Source organism: Pseudomonas beijingensis (assembly GCF_030687295.1).
Taxonomy (GTDB): domain Bacteria; phylum Pseudomonadota; class Gammaproteobacteria; order Pseudomonadales; family Pseudomonadaceae; genus Aquipseudomonas; species Aquipseudomonas beijingensis.
Map to the genome: position 1 here is coordinate 486,233 of NZ_CP117425.1, position 20,492 is coordinate 506,724.

Here is a 20,492-nt window from a genome sequence, read left to right on the forward strand (position 1 = left end):
TTCCTTGAAGCTTTGGTTGAGGACACTCAGGTGTTCACGAAAACGGGTTCTGGCGTTTTTCCCACTCGGTCATCCAATCGGCAAAGGCCTGCGGTTCGACGGCCTTGCTGAAGTAATAACCCTGGACCTCCTCGCATTGGTGCTTCTTGAGAAACTCAAGCTGCTCAAGGGTTTCCACCCCTTCGGCGATGATGTGCAGGTTCAGGCTCTTGCCCAGGCTGATGATGGTGCTCACCAGCTTGGCGTCATTGCTGTCGATGCTCAGGTCACCGACGAACGACTGATCGATCTTCAGCACATCCACCGGAAATTTCTGCAAGTAGCTCAGGCTCGAATAACCCGTGCCGAAATCGTCGATGGCCAGGCGTATCCCCTGTTGCTTGATGGCCTTGAGGATGGCGACCGTGGTATCGATGTTCTGCATCAGTACGCTTTCGGTGATCTCCAGTTCTAACTGTGTCGGGTCCAGACCGGTTTCCTTGAGGGTGCGGGCGATGCCTTCGACGAAGCCGCGCTGGCGAAAATCGATGGCCGAGATGTTCACCGACAGGTACAGCGGCCGCATGCCCTGGGCTTGCCAGCGGCAGGCCTGCTGGCAGGCTTCCTGAAGCACCCATTGGCTCAGTGGAACGATCAGGCCACTGTCCTCGGCCACCGGGATGAAGTCCGATGGGTAGACCAGGCCATGTTCGGGCCTGTTCCAGCGCACCAACGCCTCGACACCGACCACCTTGCCGCTCTTGAGGTCGAGCTTGGGTTGGTAATGCAGCACGAATTCCTTGCGCTGCAGGGCCAGGCGCAGGCCCGATTCGATGGTCTGTTGCTGCCGTGCCCGGCGGTTCATGTCCTCGGTGAAGAAACGGTAGTCGTTGGGACCGGTCTCCTTGACGTTGCGCATCGCCGTCTCGGCTTTCTTGATCAGGGCCACGGCGTCGAAACCGTCGGTTGGGTACACGCTGATGCCCAGGCTCGCGGTGACGCTCAGGTCATGGCCGTCGATGGGCTGGGGGGTGCTGATGGCCGCCAGCAGTTTTTCGGCCACGCCTTTGGTTTGCTGTGCCTCGACGATGTCCCCCGCGATCACCACGAATTCATCGGAACCGTAGCGAAACACCGAATCGGATTCACGCACCACGGTCGCCAACGCCCGGGCCACGCGCTTGAGCATTTCGTCGCCGACCGGATGGCCCAGTGCGTTATTGACGCGCTTGAAGCGGTCCAGGCCGATGAACATCACCGCCAGTTGCCGGTCATGCCGACGGCACTGGGCCATGGCCTGGGTCAGGCGATCGCCGAGCAACATGCTGTTGGGCAGCTCGGTGAGCACGTCGTATTGCAGCAGGTGGGACACTTTGAGCAATTCCTGGACGCGCTCTTCGATCGTGCGTTCCAGGCTGCGCATTTTTCTCGCCGCGTCCTGGGCCAGTTGCCATTTCCAGGTCATGGCGCTGGCCATCTGGCGGATTTCCAGGGTGTCGAAGGGTTTCTTGAGGATCAGCAGTTGATCGTCGAACTCGATCCGTTCGGACATGGTTTCCCAGGAATAATCCGAGAAGGCCGTGCACAGGGCGATTTGCAGGCGCGGATCGGCTTTCCACAGTTGCTCGATGGTTTGCAGGCCATCCCAGCCCGGTGGCATGCGCATGTCGGCGAACACCAGCGCATAGGGCTGGCCTTCGGCCTGGGCGCGCTTGACCAGTTCCAGCGCCTCCTCGCCCTGGTAGGCCGAGTCGATCTGGAATTGCAGCCGGTTGACCTGTGGAGTGCCGAACAGCAGGCTTTCGGTGTCGTCCAGCGAGTCATCGCCGCCGCCGCTGGGGCTGAGGATCTTGCGAAAGTCCTGGTGAATCGCCGGCGTGTCGTCTACCACCAGGATCCGCCGGTTGGCAGGTACCGACATGGGGTTCATGGATTGCTCTCCGATAGCTGGCTCGCCGGCCGGGTCCAATGGTCTGTCGCGGGAATGATGGCGCCGGCCTTGAGCAGTTCGGCGGCCTGGCCACTGTCGACCACGGTGCTGAAGTAATGCCCCTGGGCCTGCATCGCCCCGCCGCTGGACATCAGCGTGGTGCGTTGTTCCTGGGTCTCGACGCCCTCGGCAATGATCCCGATGCCCACGTCCCGGGCGAAGTTGATGATCGCCCGCAACGTCGTGGCGTTCTCGGGGTCGTCGTTGGCGCTGTCGAGAAAGCGCTGGGCGAGCTTGAGGTGGTTGACCCGGTAGGTCTTGAGGTAATCGAACGAGGAGTACTCGGTGCCGAAGTCATCGATGGCGATCTGCACGCCCAATTCGCAGAGGCGTGGCAGCACGTCGTTGTGGGTCCACTTGGTCTGGGCCAGGGTCGCTTCGGTGACGTCGAAACGCAGGTCCCAGGGCGCCAGTTCCCAGCGCGCGGTGGTGCGCAGCACGTCGTAGATCAGTTCCGGGCCGGTCTTGAGCTGGGTCAGGGACAGGTCGATGGCGATCACCGGCGGCGCCATGCCCTGGTCGCGCCACTGGCGCATTTGTTGGCAGGCCTGGTCCAGCACCCAATGCCCCAGGCCAATGATGATCCCGGTCTTCTCGGCCGCCGGCATGAAGGCCTCCGGTTCCAGCCAGCCCCGTTCGGGGTGGTTCCAGCGCACTTGCACGCCCATGCCGAGGATCTTGCCGGAGCCGAGGTCGACTTCCGGCAGGTAGTGCAGGTGCAGTTCGTGGTTTTCGATGGCTTGGCGCAGGTCGTTGGCCAGGGCGACCCGGTCGGTGACTTCCTGGTTAATTTCCTCGTTATGGAAGTGATACTGGTTGCGACCCTTTTCCTTGGAGCGGTACAGGGCCATGTCGGATTGCGCCATCAGGCTGTCGGCACTCAGGCTTTGCGGGGTGTACAGGGCGATGCCGATGCTCACCGAGATCCGCACGTCGTTGCCGTCCAGGGAATACGGCGCCACCAGCGCATCACGGATCTTGCCCGCCAGCGCGGCGCAGTGGGTCGCTTCATGGACGTCCAGTTGCAGCAGGGCGAATTCGTCGCCGCCCAGGCGCGCCACCACGTCGTTTTCCCGGGTACAGGCCTTGATGCGGGTGGCGACTTCCTGCAACAGCAGGTCGCCGATGGGATGGCCCAAGGTGTCGTTGATGCGTTTGAAGTGGTCCAGGTCCAGGTAGAACATGGCAAACGGTGCTGCCCCCCGACGAGCGGCGGCGAAAGCCTGGTGGAGGCGCTCGATCATGGTGGCGCGGTTGGCCAGCCCGGTCAGGCCATCAGTGCGGGCCAGCAGGGCGATCTTCTCTTCGGCCAGCTTGCGCTCGGTGATGTCGAGGATGATGCCTTCCACCTCCAACAACAGGCCCTGTTCGTTGCGCACCGGGATGTAGCGGTTCTCTACCCAGCGGAACGTGTCGTCGCCGGTGCGCATGCGGAACTCGATGGACGCCCCCGCAGTGTCGCGGTCGAGGACGCGGACCATGGCCTCGTGGACCTTATCTTGGTCGTCGGGGTGAATCAGGGTTTGCGCCCAGTCCGGCGAGTCGATCAGGTGCGCCGCGACATGGCCGAACTTGGTGATGTTGTGGGAGATGTACATCAGTGGGAACGGCGGCTCGCCCCGCAGGCGATAGAGGATGGTCGGGCTGTTCTGCACGATGATGTTGGCGTCGGCCAACTCGCGGGTGCGTTCCTCGACCGCCCGTTCGAGCATGTCCATTTTCAGCGCCGCGTCCTCGGTCATCTGCCATTTGACGGTCAAGGCGCTGGCCATCTGGCGGATCTCGATGGCATCGAAGGGTTTTTTCAGGATGAGCAGGCGGTCGCCCAGTTCCAGGCGCTCGGAAATATCCTCCCAGGAATAATCCGAATAAGCGGTGCACAGGGCCACCTGCAGCTTGGGGTCGGCGCGCCACAGCCGTTCGATGGTTTCCAAGCCGTCCCAGCCGGGCGGCATACGCATGTCGATGAACGCCATGGCGAAGGGCTGCCCCTGGGCCAGCGCCGTTTCGACCTTGTTCAGGGCTTCCATGCCCTGGAACGCCGAATCGAGCACGAAACTCATGCTCGAGACGGCCACCGGCGCGCCGAACAGGGCTTCTTCGGCGCTGCTCAGGTTGTCTTCGGCGTTCATCTGGGGGCTGAGGATCTTGCGAAAATCCTCATGGATGGTCGGGGTGTCGTCGACGATCAGGATCCGCCGGTTGGTTTTATCCAAAGGCAGGCTCATGGCCGTGCACCACTTTGATGCTGACGATAGAACCTTGGAAACATCTGATATCCCTTTCGCTGGCATGAGTATTCGGCCTGTACATGGCCCTTCATGGGGTAGAGCATAGCCGTCTCATCGCGATGCGCTCGGTCACTGATGGCAAATGTGTCTAAATTTTCGCAATCTACTAGCCTGTATTTTGGGGCTAAGGTAGAACGGTTGTCGTGAATCAGGAGGGGGTTTCAAATGGAAGATCAAACGCCGGACGTTCCGGTAAAGAAGCCGACGGTGCTGCTGGTCGATGACGAAGAGTCGATTCTCAATAGCCTGCGTCGGCTGTTGCGCAGCCAGCCGTATGAGATCCTGCTGGCCGACAGTGGCGCCAAGGCCCTGGAAATCCTCAAGGAGCGGCCGGTCGACCTGGTGATGACCGATGCGCGCATGCCGAACATGGACGGTGCCACGTTGCTGGCCGAGATCCGCAAGTTGTATCCATCGACCTTGCGCATCCTGCTCACCGGTTATGCCGATGTGGACATGATGACCAAGGCCATCAACGAGGGGCAGCTCTATCGCTACCTCAGCAAGCCCTGGAACGATGAAGAACTGGTGCAGGCCTTGCGCCAGGCCCTGGCCCACCAGCATTCCGAAAGCGAGCGCCAGCGCCTCGAAGCGCTGAACCGCGAGCAGAACCAACAACTCAAGACCCTGAACGCCACCCTGGAAAAACGCGTGGCGTCGCGCACCTCCGAGCTGCAGCAGACCGCCGACATGCTCGACCTGGCCTATGACGAGCTCAAGCGCAGTTATGTGACCAGCACCGAGGTATTTTCGCTGATCGCCAACCTGCGCCTGCCCAAGGCCAAGCAGACCAACCGGCAGATCATCGAGTTGATCAGGGTCTACAGCCGGCTGCATTTCCTTGATGAGTCCACCGACCGCGACCTGACCATGGCCGCGGCGCTCTACAACATCGGCAAGCTGAGTTGGACCGACAACATGATGGTCACGCCCGCCGACATGCTGCACCACACTGAGCTCGAGCTGTACCGAGCCTATCCGAAGCAGAGCGAATCGCTGCTGATGACCCTGGACCCGATGAAGGACGCGGCGCGGATCATCCGCCATCACCAGGAACGTTGGGACGGCAGCGGTTTCCCCGAGCACCTCAAGGGCGAGGCCATTCCGTTTGGCTCGCGGCTGTTGAAACTGGCGGTGGACTTCATCGAGCTGCAGCGCGGGTTGATTCTGGAGCGGCAGATGAACAGCGACGAAGCGCTGGTCTACATCCGCAAGTACGCCGGCAAGTTGTACGACCCGAATATGATCGAGGATTTCATCAAGGCCTGCGGTGAATACCTGGAAGACGTGACCTTGTCGGATCCGACGGTGAAGGTCATGAACACCCGGGAACTGGCGGCCGGCATGATCCTGGCGCGCAACCTCAACGCCGACAACGGCATGTTGCTGCTCAACGCCGGCAAGATCCTGAGCGGTCCGCTGGTGGAAAAGCTCATCGCCTTCGAGTCGATGGAAGGGGCGCGGTACAGCGTGTTCGTCAAGATCCCCGAAGAGGAGGCCGACCCTTCGGCGCCGAAGCCGATGTTGGGGTGACCGGGCTCTGACAAACAACGCAAATTCCCTGTGGGAGCGAGCTTGCTCGCGATAGCGGAGTATCAGTCAATGATGTTTTGACTGACATACCGCTATCGCGAGCAAGCTCGCTCCCACAGGGGGCTGTGTTGGTTTTGAGGTCGCGCCAGGCTTTGCTGTCGCCGCTGCGGTCTGTAATCTCCCCGCCATTTCCCCGGCCAAGGCTTTTATCCCTCATGACCACTTCCCTCATCCGCATCGCCGCCGCCCTGTTGCTCGGGCCGGACGGGCAAACCCTGCTGGTGCGCAAGCGCGGCACCCGAGCCTTCATGCAACCGGGCGGCAAGATCGAGGCCCATGAACAACCGGTGCAGGCGCTGGCCCGCGAGCTGGAAGAAGAGCTTGGGTTGCGGATCGACCCGACCCAGGCCCGCCACCTGGGCGTGTTCAGCGCGCCGGCGGCCAACGAACCGGGGTTTACCGTGCAGGCCGAGGTGTTCTTGCTGAGCATCGACGCCCCGGTTTCGCCGGCGGCCGAAATCGAAGAGGTGCGTTGGATCGACCCGGCCGGCGACAGCGATCTGGTACTGGCACCGTTGACAGGCGAGGTCATCCTGCCGTTTTATCGAGCGACACTGCTCGCTACCTGCTGATTCACGCCTCAAGGACTGACGCCCATGATTCCATTGCCGGACCTGTTGATTTTCGCCGCCGCCGCGTTGTTGATGGTCCTGACGCCCGGCCCGAACATGATCTACCTGATCTCCCGTTCGATCTGCCAGGGCCGCAAGGCCGGCGTCACGTCGCTGTTGGGCGTGGTGGCGGGGTTCTTCGTGCACATGTTTGCCGCCGCTGCGGGGCTGACGGCGGTGTTCCTGGCGGTGCCCATGGCCTATGAGGTGTTGAAGTGGGCCGGCGCGCTGTACCTGTTGTGGCTGGCCTGGCAGGCCGTGAAACCGGGCGCGCGTTCGCCCTTCGAGGCCCAGCAATTGCCGGCGGATTCGACGCGCAAGCTGATCACCATGGGCTTTCTCACCAGTGCGCTGAATCCCAAGATCGCGGTGTTCTATCTGTCGGTGTTCCCGCAATTCATCAGCCCGGAGCACGGTTCGCTGTTCACCCAGAGCATCATCCTCGGGCTGACCCAGATCAGCGTCAGTTTCAGCGTCAACCTGCTGATCGCCCTGTTCGCCGCCGGCATTGCCTCGTGGTTTGTCCACAAACCGAGCTGGCTGGCGGTGCAGCGCTACTTCATGGGGTTTGTCCTCGGTGCCCTGGCGCTGCGCCTGATGCTTGAGCAACGGCGTTCGGCGTGAACATTCGACGCCTGCGGGCCAGCGATGCCCAGGTGTATCGCGAGCTGATGCTCCAGGCGTACGCCTTGCATCCCCAGGCCTTCACCTCCAGCGTCAGCGAGCGGGAGAAATTGCCCATCAACTGGTGGGAGGCACGTCTGGGCAGCCGACTCGATGTGCTGCTGGGGGCGTTTGTCGAGCAAGAACTGGTCGGCATCGTCGGCCTGGCCCTGGAACCCCGGGAAAAAGCCCGGCACAAGGCGCTGCTGTTCGGCATGTACGTCGCCGACGCACATCGTCATCGGGGCCTCGGCCACCAACTGGTACAGGCCGCCCTCGACGAAGCCCGGCGCCACACCTTCCTGCGCTTGGTGCAACTGACCGTCACCGCCGGCAACGATCCGGCGCTCAAGCTCTACCAGCGCTGCGGCTTCGTCCTCTACGGCCTCGAACCGATGGCGATCCGCATGGACGACGAATACCTCGACAAGATCCATATGTGGCTAGAACTCTAATCCCACCACCATCCCCTGTGTGTGGTTCTTTGTGGGAGCAAGGCTTGCCCGCGATGGCGTTTTCGCAATCGCCATCGCGGGCAAGCCTTGCTCCCACAGAAGCTATCAGCGCACGGCACTCACCCCATCGAGGGTAGAAAACGACGTGTCCTTGGCCGTCAGCAAAAAGTCGCGCATGTACGGTGCGTCGAGCATGTCGGTGCGCACCGCCGCGTACAGCGTGGCGAACAAACCTTTCTCCCCCAGCCGCTTGGCCTTCACGTAGCCCCGCGAGCTGTATTCGTGCAGCGCCCAGTGCGGCATGCCGCAGACGCCACGGCCGCTGGCCACCAGTTGCATCATCATCACTGTCAGCTCAGACGTGCGCACCTGGGCCGGTTCGATGTCGGCCGGTTCCAGGAAGCGCGTGAAGATGTCCAGCCGATCGCGCTCCACCGGGTAGGTGATCAGGGTTTCGCTGATCAGGTCTTCGGGGACGATGTACGCCTTGCCCGCCAACCGATGCTGGTTGGCGACGGCGAGCATCGCTTCGTAGGTGAACAGCGGCACGTAGGTGATGCCGGCCAATTCCAGCGGGTCGGAGGTCACCACCAGGTCGAGGTCGCCCCGGGCCAAGGCCGGCAGGGGGGCGAAGGCGAAGCCCGAGGCCAGGTCCAGTTCGACTTCCGGCCAGGCATCGCGGAACTGGTCGATGGTCGGCATCAACCACTGAAAGCAACTGTGGCACTCGATGGCCATGTGCAGCCGTCCGGCGGTGCCGCCCGCCAAGCGGGCGATGTCCCGTTCAGCACTGCGCAGTAACGGCAGGGCGGCATCGGCCAGTTGCAACAGGCGCAGGCCGGCGCTGGTGAAGCGTACCGGCTTGGTCTTGCGCACGAACAACTGCATGCCCAGGCGCTCTTCCAGTTCCTTGAACTGGTGGGAGAGGGCGGATTGAGTCAGGTGCAGGCGTTCGGCGGCTTCGACCAGGCTGTCGGCTTCACGCAGGGCGTGCAGGGTCTTGAGGTGACGGAGTTCAAGCACCGGAGTTGCTCCATGAGTAAAACTTGTGATCAACACGAAAAGGTTGAGTTTGTCTCATGTGGGTCGAGCTGTCGACAATGGCGCCATCTTTTACAGGAGGACGCACACCATGGCCCTGGCCCACACCCTCGGTTTTCCCCGCATCGGCGCCGACCGCGAACTGAAAAAAGCCCTCGAAGCCTACTGGAAGGGCGACCTGGCCCCGGCCGCGTTGCAAGCCGTGGGGCGTGAACTGCGGGCCCGGCATTGGCAACTGCAAAAAGACGCCGGCATCGACCTGCTGCCCGTCGGCGATTTTGCCTGGTACGACCAGGTGCTCAGCCATAGCTTGACCCTGGGCGCCGTTCCATCGCGTTTCCACAGCACTCTGAATACCCAGGGCCGACCGACCCTCGACACCCTGTTCGCCATGGCCCGTGGCGCCACGGCCAGTTGCTGCGGTGCCGACCACGGCCAGGCACAATACGCCCAGGAGTTGACCAAGTGGTTCGACACCAATTACCACTACCTGGTCCCGGAGTTTTCCGCTGACCAGGCCTTCGCCCTGAGTTGGGAACAGTTGTTCGACGAAGTGGACGAGGCCCATGCCTTGGGTCATCAGGTCAAACCGGTGATCATCGGCCCGTTGACCTACTTGTGGCTGGGCAAGGCCAAGGGCGAGGCGTTCGACAAGCTCGACCTGCTGGAGCGCCTGCTGCCGGTCTACGGTGAAATCCTCAACCGCCTCAAGGCCCAGGGCGTGGAATGGGTGCAGATCGACGAACCGATCCTCACCCTCGACCTGCCCCTGGCCTGGAAAAGCGCCTTCGAGCGGGCCTACCACATTCTTCAGTACTCGCCGCTGAAAAAACTCGTGGCCACTTATTTCAGTGGCCTGCAAGACAACCTTGGCCTGGCGGTGAGCCTGCCGGTGGACGGTTTGCACATCGACGCGGTACGTGACCCGGAACAACTGGGCCAGGTGCTGGACCGCCTGCCGACGTACAAGATTCTCTCGGTGGGCCTGGTCAACGGGCGCAACGTCTGGCGCTGCGAACTGGAACAGGCACTGGCGCAATTGCAACCGGCCCAGGAGCGCTTTGGCGACAACCTTTGGGTCAGCACCTCGTGTTCGCTGCTGCACAGCCCGGTGGACCTGGAACGTGAAGACCGGCTCGATCCCGAACTCAAGAGCTGGCTCGCCTTTGCCGTGCAGAAGTGTGGTGAAGTCGCGGTGCTGCGCGATGCACTGAACGATCCACAGGCCCCCGCCGTGCAGCAGGCCTTGAGCGACAGCCGCGCGGTGCAGGCCCGTCGCGCCGGCTCGACGCGCATTCACAAAGCCGAGGTCCAGGCGCGCCTGGCGGCGATCGGGCCACAGGACAGCCAGCGGCATTCACCGTTTGCCCAGCGCATCGAACGCCAGCGCGCACGCCTGGCGCTGCCGACGTTTCCTACCACCACCATCGGCTCCTTCCCGCAGACCCCGGCCATTCGCCTGGCCCGTCAGGCCTACAAGCAGGGCAAGTTGTCGGCCAACGACTATCAGGACGCCATGCACACCGAGATCCGCCATGCCGTGCAGATCCAGGAACGCCTGGGCCTGGACGTGTTGGTGCACGGTGAAGCCGAGCGCAACGACATGGTGGAATATTTCGCCGAGCAGTTGGACGGCTACGCCTTCACCCGTTTCGGCTGGGTGCAGAGTTATGGCTCGCGTTGCGTGAAACCGGCGATCATCTACGGCGACATCAGCCGCCCGAAAGCCATGACTGTCGACTGGATCCGCTACGCGCAAAGCCTGACCGACAGGGTCATGAAAGGCATGCTCACCGGTCCCGTGACCATGCTGATGTGGTCGTTCCCCCGCGAAGATGTGTCGCGCCAGGTCCAGGCCCGACAATTGGCCCTGGCCCTGCGGGACGAAGTGCTGGACCTGGAAAAAGCCGGGATCAAGATTGTGCAGATCGACGAGGCGGCGTTCCGTGAAGGGTTGCCGTTGCGTCGCGGACAATGGCAGGAGTACCTGGACTGGGCGGTTGACGCGTTCCGTTTGTGTGCGTCGGGGGTGGGCGACGAAACCCAGATCCATACGCACATGTGCTACAGCGAGTTCAATGACGTGATCAAGGCTATCGCCGACATGGACGCCGACGTCATCACCATCGAGACCTCCCGTTCGGACATGGAGTTGCTGGAAGCATTCGAGGCCTTCGACTACCCGAACGACATCGGCCCGGGCGTCTACGACATCCACTCGCCACGGGTGCCGGACACGGCCGAGATGGTGGCGCTGATGAGCAAGGCGGTAAAGCGGATCGCCGCCGAGCGGCTGTGGATCAACCCCGACTGCGGGCTGAAAACCCGGGCCTGGCCGGAGACGGAAGCGGCACTGGTGAACATGGTGGCGGCGGCGCGGCAGTTGCGTAGTCAGTTGGCCTGAAACCGGCGCCTTGAGCGGGTACCTGTGGGAGCAAAGCTTGCTCGCGATGAAGCCAACGCGATTTCTCTGGAATCGAGGTGCTTGTATCGCGAGCAAGCTTTGCTCCCACAGGTACATCCTTTCCCACAGGTACTTCCTTTCCCATAGATACATCCTTCGCGCAGGCAACCGCTCGGCAATCTTCATCAAACTGTCACGCAACTGTGGCAGCGCGCTTGAACAAACTTCATCAGACTCGCGCTCTACTGGGGTTCTGCGTTTCGGTGTTTCTTCATGCGTGTACTTATTTTCCTGGCCGCGTTGTGTTTCGGCCTGCCGTCGATGGCGGCGTCTCGTTGTGATGTCAATGTTGCAACCCACCATGTCGATCTGGATCAGGTCAGCCTGGCCTACCAGAGCGTTGGTCGTGCCTCGGATCCGGCATTGCTCTTGGTGATGGGCCTGGGTGGACAATTGATCCATTGGCCGGACGAAGTGGTGGTCGCCCTGTGCGAGCAGGGTTTCCGGGTGATTCGCTACGATAACCGCGACGTCGGCCTGTCCACGTGGCGCCAGGCGCCCGGCAGCGCCAACCTGACCTTTGAAGCCCTGCGCTACAAGCTCGGTTTGCCCGTGGCCGCGCCGTATACCCTGACGGACATGGCCGACGACGGGCTGGGACTGATGGACGCGTTGCAGGTGCAAAGCTTCCACGTGTTGGGTGTGAGTATGGGCGGGATGATCGCCCAGCACATGGCCGCCATGGCGCCGCAGCGGGTCGAAAGCCTGACCCTGATCATGACCAGTTCCGGTGCCGAAGGCTTGCCCGCACCCAGCGCCGGGCTGGTGCAGTTGCTGTCGCGGCGCAGCGCGCCGGATCGCGAAGCGGCACTGCAGCAGCAGGCCGATCTGTTGGCCGCGTTGGGCAGCCCGATGGTGGTGGACGATCGCCAGGCCTTGCTGCATCAGGCCGCCGTGGCCTATGACCGAGCCTTCAACCCCGAAGGCGTGAAGCGCCAGATCATGGCGATCATGGCCGAGCCCAGCCGAGTGGCACTGCTCAATCAACTGCGGGTGCCGACCCTGGTCGTCCACGGCACCGCCGACCCGTTGCTGCCGGTGATGCATGGCGTGCACTTGGCGGCGCACATCCAAGGCAGCCAGTTGAAACTGATCCCGGGCCTGGCCCATCGTTTCCAGGATGCGTTCAAGGCGCCGTTGCTGGGGGCGGTGTTGCCGTACCTGCAGCAGCACCGTGAAGACACTTCGCATTGGGCACAGATCGAGCCGGCGCAGGCGCCGAATCTGCTCTGATAATCCTGATGGCTTGAGGCCTGCCCGGCTTATGTGGCGAGCGGATTTGTGGGAGCAAAGCTTGCTCGCGAAACAGCCACCTCGATCTCTGAGAGACCGCGTCGCCTTCATCGCGGGCAAGCCTTGCTCCCACAGGGGCTTGCTGTGACGTTGCTACCGCGCCCGTGCCTGCTCCACCAACCACCCCATCAACTCCTGCAACGGCCCCGACGCCTCGGGTTTACGTGGGTGCACCAGGTGATAGCCCAGCCCGGTCTTGACCTTCAACTCGAACGGCATCACCAGCCGGCCGGCGCTCAGGTCGTCGCCGATCAGCGCCCAGTCGCCAATCGCCACGCCGGTGCCCTGGGAGGCCATGGACATCGCCAGGTCCAGGGTTTCGAAGTGCTGGCCCTTGTTGACCTGGTTCAAGTGCACATCGGCCGCCGCCAGCCAGGCGTTCCAGTCGCGCTCGTCAAGGGCCGGGTGCAACAACAGGTGGTGTTGCAAGTCGGCGGGTTCATGCAGCGGCACCGCACCTTCCAGGACCGGGCGGGAGCAGACGGGCGTCAGTTGTTCATCGAACAGGTGCAGGCATGCCAGCGCGGAGTCCGGTGGTGGGCCATAGACCACCGCGGCGTCGAACGCTTCGCGCTGGAAATCCACCCCGTGCCTGACGGTGGTGGTCAGTTCCACCGGCACGTCCGGCCGTTCCTTTTGCCATTGCAAAAGGCGCGGCAGCAACCAGCGCATCACACAGGTCGGGGCCTTGAGCTGTAGGGTCTGGCGCTTCTCGCCGATCTGCTCGACCGCTTCGCCGATCAGGCTGAACACTTGCTGCACCCGTGGCAGCCACGCCTGGCCCTCGGCGGTCAGGCTCAAGCCGCGGGCCTGGCGCTGGAACAAGGCATAACCCAAATGATCTTCCAGCCCGGCGATCTGCCGGCTCACCGCACCCTGGGTGATGTGGAGTTGTTCGGCGGCCCGGGTGAAGTTGCAGCATTGGGCCGTGATCAGAAACGCGTGCAGCGCTGGCAACGGGGGGAGTCGTTTCATTTCGATCAAGCCATGACGTGAGGACATGGCTAGTATGACTTTTTATCCATTGTTGTCGCCACGCCTCGCCCGTTCCAATAACGCCACTCCAAGGACAAAAAGGGCCCCGCAGGGCTCTGTCCAAGACAAGAAAAAAGGCGATGGCAATGGCGACGTGCGGCGAAGTATTGGTCAAGTTACTCGAAGGTTATGGTGTGGAGCAGGTGTTCGGCATTCCCGGCGTGCATACCGTCGAGCTGTACCGTGGACTGGCCCGTTCCAGCATCCGCCATGTGACGCCGCGTCATGAGCAGGGCGCAGGCTTCATGGCCGACGGCTACGCCCGGGTCAGCGGCAAACCCGGCGTGTGTTTCATCATCACCGGCCCCGGCATGACCAACATCACCACCGCCATGGGCCAGGCCTACGCCGATTCGATCCCGATGCTGGTGATCTCCAGCGTACAGTCGCGCAGCCAGTTGGGCGGTGGACGCGGCAAGCTGCATGAACTGCCGAACCAGTCTGCATTGGTGGGCGGTGTCGCGGCGTTTTCCCACACGCTGATGTCCGCCGCCGAGTTGCCCGGCGTGCTGGCCCGAGCGTTCGCGGTGTTCCAGGCCGGGCGCCCGCGGCCGGTGCACATTGAAATTCCGTTGGATGTTTTGGTTGAAGACGCCGATGCCTTACTCGCTAGCGTGCCGGTGAACATCAGCCGCGCCGGTGCCGCACCGAGTGCCGTAGCGCAAATGGCTGCAAAGCTGGCATCGGCCAAACGGCCTTTGTTCCTGGCCGGTGGCGGAGCCATCGACGCAGCGGCTGAATTGACCGAACTGGCCGAACGGCTCGGCGCGCCCGTGGCGTTGACCATCAATGCCAAAGGCCTGCTGCCTGCGCGCCATCCGTTGCTGATCGGCTCTACCCAGAGCCTGGTGGCCACCCGTGCGTTGGTGGCCGAGGCGGATGTGGTGCTGGCCATCGGCACTGAACTGGCCGAGACCGATTACGACATTACCTTCGCCGGCGGCTTCGAGATTCCCGGTGCGCTGCTGCGTATCGACATCGACCCGGACCAGACCGTGCGCAATTACCCGCCGCACTTGGCCCTGGTGGCCGACGCCCGTGTCGCCGCCCGGGCTTTGCTCGATGAATTGGACCGGCACCCCTTGGCCGAGCGTCACGCCGATTGGGGGCCGGCGCGTGCCGCTCGGTTGCGCGCGGAGCTTCAAGGCAGTTGGGACGCCGCGACCCGGGCCCAGACCTTGTTTCTCGACACGGTCTTGCAGACGCTACCGGAGGCGGTGTTTGTTGGTGACTCCACGCAACCGGTGTACACCGGCAACCTGACCTTCAACCCGGATCAGCCGCGCCGCTGGTTCAATGCCTCCACCGGCTACGGCACCCTCGGCTACGCGTTGCCGGCGGCCATCGGCGCCTGGCTCGGCGGCAAGGACCTGGGTCACTGCCGCCCCGCGGTGGTGTGCCTGATCGGCGACGGCGGGTTGCAGTTCACCTTGCCGGAACTGGCCAGCGCCGTGGAAGCGCGCACGCCAGTGATCGTGCTGCTGTGGAATAACCAGGGCTACGAAGAGATCAAGAAATACATGCTCAACCGCGCCATCGAACCGGTAGGCGTGGACATCTATACCCCGGATTTCATCGGTGTCGCCAAGGCCTTGGGCTGCTTTGCCCAAGCCATCGAGGATGTGCCGTCACTGCGAGCTGCGTTGCTGGCGGCCCGTGAGCGGCAGGGGCCGACATTGATTGAGATTGACCAGGGTGTTTGGACAGCGAAGTGTTGAGGTGTTTTTATTGGCCCCATCGCGAGCAAGCTCGCTCCCACAGGGGATCTTCAGTGAACACAGATTCTTTGTTCACAACAGACCCAATGTGGGAGCGAGCTTGCTCGCGATGAGGCCGGCCCACCCAACACAAAACCCAGCTCAAACGGTCATCCGCAACCGCGCCAGATCCCGCAACGGCGGCGCACCGAACAACCGGCTGTACTCGCGGCTGAACTGCGAAGGGCTTTCATAACCCACCCGATACCCCGCCGCCGAGGCTTCCAGCCCCTCGGCCAACATCAGCCGGCGGGCTTCCTGCAGGCGCAGTTGCTTCTGGTATTGCAACGGGCTCATGGCGGTCATGGCCTTGAAGCGGTGATGCAGGGTCGAGACGCTGAGGTTCACTTCCCGGGCCAGGTCATCGATACGCAGCGGCTGTTCGAAATGGCCGTTGAGCCATTTGATCGCCTGGCTGATGCGATGGCTCTGACTGTTGGCGATGGCGATTTCATACAGCCGATAGCCTTGCGGACTGCGCAGCAGGCGATAGAGGATTTCCCGGCGCACCAGAGGCGCGAGCATGGCGATGTCTTTCGGCGTGTCCAGCAGCCGTGCCAGACGCAGCACGGCGTCGAGCATCGGCGTGTCCAGGCGCTCGATATACAGCCCGCGCCCGGCGGGGCGGGTCGGCACGCCCAAGGGGCCGGCATCGGCGATCAACGCGGTAATTTCCGTCGGGTCGATGTCCAGGCGCAGGGCCAGGACCGGCTGGCCGGCCGAAACGTCGGTGATGCAGCCACTGAGCGGCATCGAGACCGAGACCACCAGGTAATGGAGCGGGTCGTATTGGAACGACTCGTCCGCCAGGCACACCTGCTTGCTGCCCTGGGCCATGATGCACAGCGCCGGTTGCGCCAGCACCGGGGCGAATCTGTGCGGCTGGCTGTGCCGCGACAGGTGCAGCGAGCCGATGGCCGTGGCGTAGCTGCCGTCTTCGCTGGTGTTGCGGTCGATGATCGACGCGAGTTCGGCGCGCTGTTGTTCCAGGTACGTGCCCAGCGGGACGTGGGCGTGATCGAGTGGCGACATGCCGGGATCCTCAGGCGATAGGGAGCGATGAGCAAAGCTTATGTTTGTGCAAGGCGCAGCGGTAGCAACATCCTGTTGAAAGCTTGCCTGATCCTGCACGGCGTAATGGGCCATGACGGTGCAACGCTGGCGAAACTTGCTTGAAACCTTTTGTTTCAACTTCTCGAGTTGCAACGGGATCGATGGCGGATTCTGTGCGGCGGGTGCGCAGGATTGTGCAATGGGTCGGCAGGAATCGACTAACGAAGCTGGCGGCGTGGCGCTTAACCTTTGATCCTGTCGCAGCCTGTCCCCGGCTGCACAACGGATTACCTGGGAGGGTTGAACATGACTACACAGATCCCCGTCAGCCACATGGCTTTCGTCCGGGCCCGCGGCGGGTGCTCCAAGCAACTGGGGGCACGCCTGAGCACGCTGATCGCGCCTTCGCGCCAGGCACCCGGTTGCCTGCACTTTGCCTTGCAGCAATCGCAATGCGACGCTGATTTGTGGCTGGTGTCCGGGCTCTGGGTTAACCAGCCGTCGATGGACGCCTACTTCAATTCACCGGCCATGGCGATTTTCGCCGAGCTGGTGCAGGACCTGGTGGTGAGCAGCCTGGATTTCCACACCTTCCGGGAAGTCTCCGCCGCCCAGGCGACCGAAGGGTGCCGGGCGCAGGTACACAAACTGGCCGGTTGAAGGTTTAATGACCGTCATTTTCCACCGCCGGGATGCACAAGACATGGCACGTAAAGCCTTTGAAACGTTTGAAGCTGTTTCTGCTGTTGTTCCCACGGAAGGCGGCTACCATGCCGCCATTGCCACCAAGGCCATCGGCGGCTCAGGTGCGCCGCGCTTCAACAAGGTGCTTGAAAAGCAGACCTTCAAGACTGCTGCCGAGGCCGACGCTGCGGCTGCCATGCGGTTGACCCGTCTAAAGGGGGTCGACGACGAGGGCAGGTTGGTCTGGTAAACCAGCATAGAAGGGATTGCTTTTGTGGCGAGGGGATTTATCCCCGCTGGGCTGCGAAGCAGCCCTAAAACCTGCCAACTCGGTAGCTCAGATAGATTGAGGTGACTGTTTGGGGGGCCGCTTCGCAGCCCAACGGGGATAAATCCCCTCGCCACAGGGGATCGCGTTGCTCCTACTTTGGACGATGCATCTTGAACAACGCCTCAGGCCCCAGCTGGAAATAATCCGCCGGCCCACCCCCGCGTAAGATCGGCTCGGCGGCGGCGGTGTCGTACACCCCATCCTTCAACAGCCACTGGGCGATATGCACGGCGACCACTTCGCCGAGGATCAGCCAGCTCGGCACCAGCCCTTTGTCCGCCCGCTGCAATTGAATGATCTGCGTGACCTTGCATTCGAAGGACACCGGGCTTTCGGCCACACGCGGCACCTGGATCACCCGTGACGGGGCGGTCGTCAAACCCGCCAGTTCGAACTCGTTGACCTCTGGCGCGACCATCGCGCAGCTCTGGTTCATCTGTTCGGCGAGCGGGCGGGTGGCCAGGTTCCAGGCGAATTCACCGGTCTGTTCGATGTTGTTCAGGCTGTCTTTGCGCCCGACGCTGGAGAATCCAATGATCGGTGGAATGTAATTGAAGGCGTTGAAGAAGCTATAGGGCGCCAGGTTCAAGCGGCCTTCGCCATCCTGGGACGAAATCCAGCCGATGGGGCGCGGGCCGACGATGGCGTTGAATGGATCGTGGGGCAGGCCGTGGCCATTGGCGGGTTCGTAGAAGTGGATATCTTCGGGCATGGCTGGAGAGGATCCTGCGAGGGAGTTTAAAGGGATTTGAAGATAGTGCAGGGCCCCACTGTTTTTGTCAGCACCCTTGGAACCCTGTGGGAGCGAGCTTGCTCGCGATAGCGGTGGGTCAGTCAGCATCGTTGTCGACTGAAACACCGCTATCGCGAGCAAGCTCGCTCCCACATTGGATCTCTGAAACCAGACAAGTCGTGCTCCGCTGTTATAGCCATGGGGGGTTCACTTACCCCAAAAACAACTAAGCCCGGCCGAAGCCGGGCTGTGAGGGTGTGGTGATCGGATTAGCTGATGGCAGCAGTGTTGGTGCGGTCGAAGCCATCTTCAGCAAGGGCACCGTTAGTGCGGTCGAAACCGTCGGCAGCGAGGGCACCGTTAGTGCGGTCGAAACCGTCGGCAGCGAGGGCACCGTTAGTGCGGTCGAAACCGTCGGCAGCGAGGGCGCCGTTGGTGCGGTCGAAACCGTCGGCAGCGAGGGCACCGTTAGTGCGGTCGAAACCGTCGGCAGCGAGGGCACCGTTGGTGCGGTCGAAACCGTCGGCAGCGAGGGCGCCGTTGGTGCGGTCGAAACCGTCGGCAGCGAGGGCGCCGTTGGTGCGGTCGAAACCATCTTCAGCGACGGTAGCGCCGTTGGTGCGGTCGAAACCATCTTCAGCGATTGCGCCGTTAGTGCGATCGAAGCCATCGGCAGCGAGGGTGGCAGCGCCAGTACGGTCGTAACCATCAGCGGCGATGGCCGAGCTGGTGCGGTCGAAACCATCGGCAGCAAAAGTATTGGCGGCCAGTACGGACAGGGTCAGGGCGATGATCAGTTTGGTTTTCATGGTCGTGCTCCAGAATGTTTTGGCGTTAGCGCCTTGGGTGTGGAGTTCATATTACGCTCGTTAATTTGATTAAAAAGCGCAAAAAATGGCTAAAACAAATCTATTTAATCGATATGTTGTCAGTTGCCGTAGAACGGTCAATGAGATCCCTTACCGGCATATCGAATGGCGTTCTGTTGAGGATGAGGATGGAGGGGAGGCATTAACCAGAGATTAATGTCGGATAAATCTTTAGACATGGAACGAAAAAAAGGGGCGAACCTGTCAGGTTCGCCCCTTTTGTTTGTACGACCTTGGAGGTCAGTCGGTCAGGATCCGCGAATGCTTGCGGGTGTCTTTCATGGTGATGTACACCAGCAGCGACACGGCGATGCAGGCCGTCACGTACCAGTAGTAACCGGTTTCCATGCCGATGCTCTTGAACCACAGGGCGATGTATTCAGCGGTGCCGCCGAAGATCGACACGGTCAGTGCATAGGGCAGGCCCACACCCAGGGCGCGGATTTCGGTAGGGAACAACTCGGCTTTCACCACGGCGTTGATCGAGGTGTAGCCGCTGACGATGATCAGCGCCGCCATGATCAGGAAGAACGCGCCCCACCAGGTCTGGATGGTGTGCAGGGTGGTGAGGATCGGTACGGTGAACAGGGTGCCGAGGATGCCGAAGGCGATCAGGATCGGCCGGCGCCCGACCTTGTCCGACAGCCCGCCGATCACCGGTTGCAGGCACATGAACAGGAACAGCGTGGCGGCGGAAATGGTGGTGGAGTCGGAGATGCTCATGCCGACCGTGTTCACCAGGTATTTCTGCATGTAGGTGGTGTAGGTGTAGAACGCCAGGGTGCCGCCCATGGTCAGGCCGACCACGGTCAACAGTTCCTTGGGATGGCGCATCAAGGTGCGCATCGCGCTTTCCTTGGCTTTTTCCTTCTTGGTGAACGACTCGGTTTCTTCCATGCCGCGACGCAGGTACAGCGCCACCACCGCACACAGCGCGCCGATGGCGAACGGGATGCGCCAGCCCCAGGCATACAGTTGCTCGGTGGTGAGGAATTGTTGCAGCACGATCAGCACGCCCAGGGCGATGAGCTGGCCGGAGATCAGGGTCACGTACTGGAAGCTGGAGAAGAAGCCGCGACGTTCCTTGGTCGCCATCTCGCTCAGATAGGTCGCCGAGGTGCCGTACTCGCCACCCACCGACAGACCTTGGAGCAGGCGGGCAAACACCAGCAGGATCGGCGCGCCGACGCCGATGGTTTCGTAGCTCGGGCTCAAGGCGATGATCAGCGAGCCGAAGCACATCAGGTACACCGAGGCCATCAACGCACGTTTGCGACCGGCGCGGTCAGCGTACAGGCCCATCAACCAGCCGCCGATCGGGCGCATCAGGAAGCCCACGGCGAAGATCGCTGCAGTGTTGAGCAATTGGGCGGTGGTGTCGCCCTTGGGGAAGAAGACTTTGGCGAAGTACAACGAGAATGCGGCGTAGACGTACCAGTCATACCACTCGACCATGTTGCCGACCGAGCCGCTGAAGATCGATTTGATCCGGCTGGCGGTGGTTCTTTCACGGGCGGGCACGGCAGCCGACCCAATGGGCAGGGCGTTGGAGTTGTCCATTGAAGGATCCTTCGTTTAATTGTTTTTGTGGAGCGCGTGGGAACGCAGCCTGACAGGGCTATAGCAGGAGCTGTGCCAGGTGGCGGAGGG

General features: G+C 62.2%; 17 protein-coding genes. 9 read left to right on the forward strand and 8 right to left on the reverse strand.

Annotated features, from left to right (window positions below; translation table 11 throughout):
* Positions 1-34: 34 nt before the first annotated feature.
* Both PSH84_RS02235 and PSH84_RS02240 read right to left on the reverse strand, forming a co-directional pair.
* Complete coding sequence (locus PSH84_RS02235; protein ID WP_305482240.1) at positions 35-1,909, reverse strand: two-component system response regulator; 1,875 nt, start codon at positions 1,907-1,909, stop codon at positions 35-37.
* A complete protein-coding gene (locus PSH84_RS02240) occupies positions 1,906-4,197 on the reverse strand; it encodes a GGDEF/EAL domain-containing response regulator (protein ID WP_305468287.1) in 2,292 nt (763 codons plus the stop codon). The genes PSH84_RS02235 and PSH84_RS02240 overlap by 4 nt, the downstream gene beginning before the upstream one ends.
* Positions 4,198-4,425: 228 nt before the next feature.
* On the opposite strand from PSH84_RS02240, the gene nosR reads away from it, so the two are divergent.
* The 4 genes from nosR (at position 4,426) to PSH84_RS02260 (ending at position 7,582) form a co-directional block, all read left to right on the forward strand.
* On the forward strand, positions 4,426-5,793 hold the full coding sequence (nosR, locus tag PSH84_RS02245; protein ID WP_122567121.1) for a response regulator c-di-GMP phosphodiesterase, NosR family: 1,368 nt from the start codon (positions 4,426-4,428) through the stop codon (positions 5,791-5,793).
* 215 nt (positions 5,794-6,008) lie between these two features.
* A complete protein-coding gene (locus PSH84_RS02250) occupies positions 6,009-6,425 on the forward strand; it encodes an NUDIX hydrolase (protein WP_122567119.1) in 417 nt (138 codons plus the stop codon).
* 24 nt (positions 6,426-6,449) lie between these two features.
* Positions 6,450-7,088, forward strand: a complete 639-nt coding sequence (locus PSH84_RS02255) for a LysE family translocator (RefSeq protein WP_305482241.1) — start codon at positions 6,450-6,452, stop codon at positions 7,086-7,088.
* Entirely contained in the window at positions 7,085-7,582 is a 498-nt protein-coding gene (locus tag PSH84_RS02260) for a GNAT family N-acetyltransferase (protein ID WP_122567118.1), read from the forward strand. Before PSH84_RS02255 ends, PSH84_RS02260 begins: the two co-directional genes overlap by 4 nt.
* Positions 7,583-7,687: 105 nt before the next feature.
* Here the strand turns inward: PSH84_RS02260 and metR are convergent, their stop codons facing one another.
* On the reverse strand, positions 7,688-8,605 hold the full coding sequence (gene metR, locus PSH84_RS02265; RefSeq protein WP_122567117.1) for a transcriptional regulator MetR: 918 nt from the start codon (positions 8,603-8,605) through the stop codon (positions 7,688-7,690).
* Between the two features lie 109 nt (positions 8,606-8,714).
* Here metR and metE point away from each other — a divergent pair, with 109 nt between their 5' ends.
* Both metE and PSH84_RS02275 read left to right on the forward strand, forming a co-directional pair.
* Positions 8,715-11,027: a 5-methyltetrahydropteroyltriglutamate--homocysteine S-methyltransferase gene (gene metE, locus PSH84_RS02270; protein ID WP_305468282.1), complete on the forward strand. Its 2,313-nt coding sequence runs from the start codon at positions 8,715-8,717 to the stop codon at positions 11,025-11,027.
* Between the two features lie 273 nt (positions 11,028-11,300).
* Positions 11,301-12,320, forward strand: coding sequence for an alpha/beta fold hydrolase (locus tag PSH84_RS02275; RefSeq protein ID WP_305482242.1), 1,020 nt, complete (start codon positions 11,301-11,303; stop codon positions 12,318-12,320).
* 153 nt (positions 12,321-12,473) lie between these two features.
* Here the strand turns inward: PSH84_RS02275 and PSH84_RS02280 are convergent, their stop codons facing one another.
* Positions 12,474-13,355 carry a LysR substrate-binding domain-containing protein gene (locus PSH84_RS02280; RefSeq protein WP_305482243.1) on the reverse strand — a complete coding sequence of 294 codons (882 nt, stop codon included), beginning with the start codon at positions 13,353-13,355 and terminating at the stop codon, positions 12,474-12,476.
* A gap of 146 nt (positions 13,356-13,501) precedes the next feature.
* On the opposite strand from PSH84_RS02280, the gene PSH84_RS02285 reads away from it, so the two are divergent.
* Positions 13,502-15,133 (forward strand): 5-guanidino-2-oxopentanoate decarboxylase, encoded by a 1,632-nt coding sequence (locus PSH84_RS02285; protein WP_305468278.1) that lies wholly within the window; start codon positions 13,502-13,504, stop codon positions 15,131-15,133.
* A gap of 141 nt (positions 15,134-15,274) precedes the next feature.
* Here the strand turns inward: PSH84_RS02285 and PSH84_RS02290 are convergent, their stop codons facing one another.
* A complete protein-coding gene (locus PSH84_RS02290) occupies positions 15,275-16,204 on the reverse strand; it encodes an AraC family transcriptional regulator (protein WP_305482244.1) in 930 nt (309 codons plus the stop codon).
* A gap of 327 nt (positions 16,205-16,531) precedes the next feature.
* Here PSH84_RS02290 and PSH84_RS02295 point away from each other — a divergent pair, with 327 nt between their 5' ends.
* Positions 16,532-16,885, forward strand: a complete 354-nt coding sequence (locus PSH84_RS02295; RefSeq protein WP_122567112.1) for a putative quinol monooxygenase — start codon at positions 16,532-16,534, stop codon at positions 16,883-16,885.
* A 43-nt stretch (positions 16,886-16,928) separates the two neighbouring features.
* Positions 16,929-17,159 (forward strand): hypothetical protein, encoded by a 231-nt coding sequence (locus PSH84_RS02300; RefSeq protein WP_305471269.1) that lies wholly within the window; start codon positions 16,929-16,931, stop codon positions 17,157-17,159.
* Positions 17,160-17,331: 172 nt separating this feature from the next.
* Here PSH84_RS02300 and PSH84_RS02305 read toward each other — a convergent pair whose 3' ends face one another.
* From PSH84_RS02305 to PSH84_RS02315, 3 genes are all read right to left on the reverse strand, one after another.
* Positions 17,332-17,952 carry a flavin reductase family protein gene (locus PSH84_RS02305; protein ID WP_122567111.1) on the reverse strand — a complete coding sequence of 207 codons (621 nt, stop codon included), beginning with the start codon at positions 17,950-17,952 and terminating at the stop codon, positions 17,332-17,334.
* 290 nt (positions 17,953-18,242) lie between these two features.
* The gene (locus tag PSH84_RS02310; protein WP_305468275.1) at positions 18,243-18,782 is read right to left on the reverse strand and encodes a heme utilization protein; all 540 of its coding nucleotides are present in this window, start codon (positions 18,780-18,782) and stop codon (positions 18,243-18,245) included.
* A gap of 300 nt (positions 18,783-19,082) precedes the next feature.
* Complete coding sequence (locus PSH84_RS02315) at positions 19,083-20,402, reverse strand: MFS transporter (RefSeq protein ID WP_305482245.1); 1,320 nt, start codon at positions 20,400-20,402, stop codon at positions 19,083-19,085.
* Positions 20,403-20,492: the final 90 nt, after the last annotated feature.

Coding starts and splice junctions, on each gene's coding strand:
- PSH84_RS02235 (WP_305482240.1), bottom strand. CDS start 1,909: ATGAACCCCATGTCGGTACCTGCCAACCGGCGGATCCTGGTGGTAGAC.
- PSH84_RS02240 (WP_305468287.1), bottom strand. CDS start 4,197: ATGAGCCTGCCTTTGGATAAAACCAACCGGCGGATCCTGATCGTCGAC.
- nosR (WP_122567121.1), top strand. CDS start 4,426: ATGGAAGATCAAACGCCGGACGTTCCGGTAAAGAAGCCGACGGTGCTG.
- PSH84_RS02250 (WP_122567119.1), top strand. CDS start 6,009: ATGACCACTTCCCTCATCCGCATCGCCGCCGCCCTGTTGCTCGGGCCG.
- PSH84_RS02255 (WP_305482241.1), top strand. CDS start 6,450: ATGATTCCATTGCCGGACCTGTTGATTTTCGCCGCCGCCGCGTTGTTG.
- metE (WP_305468282.1), top strand. CDS start 8,715: ATGGCCCTGGCCCACACCCTCGGTTTTCCCCGCATCGGCGCCGACCGC.
- PSH84_RS02275 (WP_305482242.1), top strand. CDS start 11,301: ATGCGTGTACTTATTTTCCTGGCCGCGTTGTGTTTCGGCCTGCCGTCG.
- PSH84_RS02280 (WP_305482243.1), bottom strand. CDS start 13,355: ATGAAACGACTCCCCCCGTTGCCAGCGCTGCACGCGTTTCTGATCACG.
- PSH84_RS02285 (WP_305468278.1), top strand. CDS start 13,502: ATGGCGACGTGCGGCGAAGTATTGGTCAAGTTACTCGAAGGTTATGGT.
- PSH84_RS02290 (WP_305482244.1), bottom strand. CDS start 16,204: ATGTCGCCACTCGATCACGCCCACGTCCCGCTGGGCACGTACCTGGAA.
- PSH84_RS02295 (WP_122567112.1), top strand. CDS start 16,532: ATGACTACACAGATCCCCGTCAGCCACATGGCTTTCGTCCGGGCCCGC.
- PSH84_RS02300 (WP_305471269.1), top strand. CDS start 16,929: ATGGCACGTAAAGCCTTTGAAACGTTTGAAGCTGTTTCTGCTGTTGTT.
- PSH84_RS02305 (WP_122567111.1), bottom strand. CDS start 17,952: ATGCCCGAAGATATCCACTTCTACGAACCCGCCAATGGCCACGGCCTG.
- PSH84_RS02310 (WP_305468275.1), bottom strand. CDS start 18,782: ATGAAAACCAAACTGATCATCGCCCTGACCCTGTCCGTACTGGCCGCC.
- PSH84_RS02315 (WP_305482245.1), bottom strand. CDS start 20,402: ATGGACAACTCCAACGCCCTGCCCATTGGGTCGGCTGCCGTGCCCGCC.